This is a genomic window from Alcanivorax sp. HI0044 (assembly GCF_001634945.1).
In genome coordinates this window covers 1-1,283 of sequence record NZ_LWEZ01000495.1, presented here as the reverse complement: position 1 = coordinate 1,283, position 1,283 = coordinate 1, and the positions used below count along the sequence as shown (strand labels likewise).

The 1,283-nt window shown below is 59.2% G+C and carries 1 protein-coding gene; it reads right to left on the bottom strand.

Going from position 1 to position 1,283, the window contains the following annotated elements; all coding sequences use genetic code 11:
• Window positions 1-98: 98 nt before the first annotated feature.
• Window positions 99-1,283, bottom strand: a 1,185-nt coding sequence (locus A3730_RS05935) for an electron transfer flavoprotein-ubiquinone oxidoreductase (protein WP_063537704.1), incomplete at its 5' end; no start/stop codon positions are given.

Sequence of the window (1,283 nt, the reverse complement as noted above, 5' to 3'; positions counted from 1 at the left end):
TTTTTGCCGGGCTGTCAGGGTTTGACAGTCCGGCCATAACAAAAAAGGCGCCTGAAAAGGCGCCTTTTTTGTTTGTGACACGGAAGCCGTGACGGGAATTACATGTTCGGGTAATTCGGGCCGCCGGTGCCTTCCGGGGCCACCCAGTTGATGTTCTGGGTGGGGTCCTTGATGTCACAGGTTTTGCAGTGGACACAGTTCTGGGCGTTGATCTGGAAACGCTTGTCGCCCGTATTCTCGTCTTCCACCACTTCGTACACGCCTGCGGGGCAGTAACGCTGGGCCGGCTCGTCCCACTTGGGCAGGTTAACCTCAAGCGGCACGCTGGGATCTTTCAGCGTCAGGTGACACGGCTGATCTTCTTCGTGGTTGGTGTTGGACAGGAATACGCTGTCCAGCTTGGCGAAGGTGATCTTGCCGTCCGGCTTCGGGTAGTCGATCTTCTTGCTCTGGTCAGCCGGCTTCAGGGTAGCGTGATCCGGGGTGGTATCGCGCATGGTGAAGGGCAGCTTGCCATTGAACAGGTTGATGTCCACAAAGGCGAAAGCGGAGCCGACCAGGTTGCCGAACTTGTGCTGGGCCGGGCCGAAGTTGCGCTGCGCGTGCAGTTCTTCGTAAACCCAGCTCTTGTCGAAGGCATCCTTGTACTCGGTCAACTCGTCGCTGCCACGACCGCCCTTGAGAGCTTCCGCCAGAACTTCGGCGGCAATCATGCCGGACTTCATGGCCGTGTGAGTGCCCTTGATCTTGGCAAAGTTCAGCGTGCCAGCATTACAGCCCACCAGCAGGCCGCCGGGGAAGGTCATCTTGGGCAGGGACTGCAGGCCACCCTTGGAGATGGCGCGGGCGCCATAGGAGACACGCTTGCCGCCTTCCAGATGCTTTTTAATTTCCGGGTTGGTCTTCCAGCGCTGCATCTCGTCGAACGGTGAGACGTGCGGGTTGGAGTAGGCCAGATCGGTGATCAGGCCCAGGGCCACCTGGTTGTTTTCGATGTGGTACAGGAAAGCACCACCCGGGGAGCCGGATTCAGTCAGCGGCCAGCCAGCGGTGTGAACGACCAGCCCTTCCTGGTGCTTGGCCGGGTCAATGTCCCACAACTCTTTGATGCCGATGCCGTAATGTTGCGGATCGGTGCCTTCGCGCAGGTTGAATTTTTCCTGCAGCTGCTTGCCCAGATGACCACGGCAGCCTTCAGAGAAGATGGTGTACTTGGCGTGAAGCTCCATGCCCGGGGTGTAGCTGGGCTTGTGCTCGCCGTCATGGCCGATGCCGGAATCGCC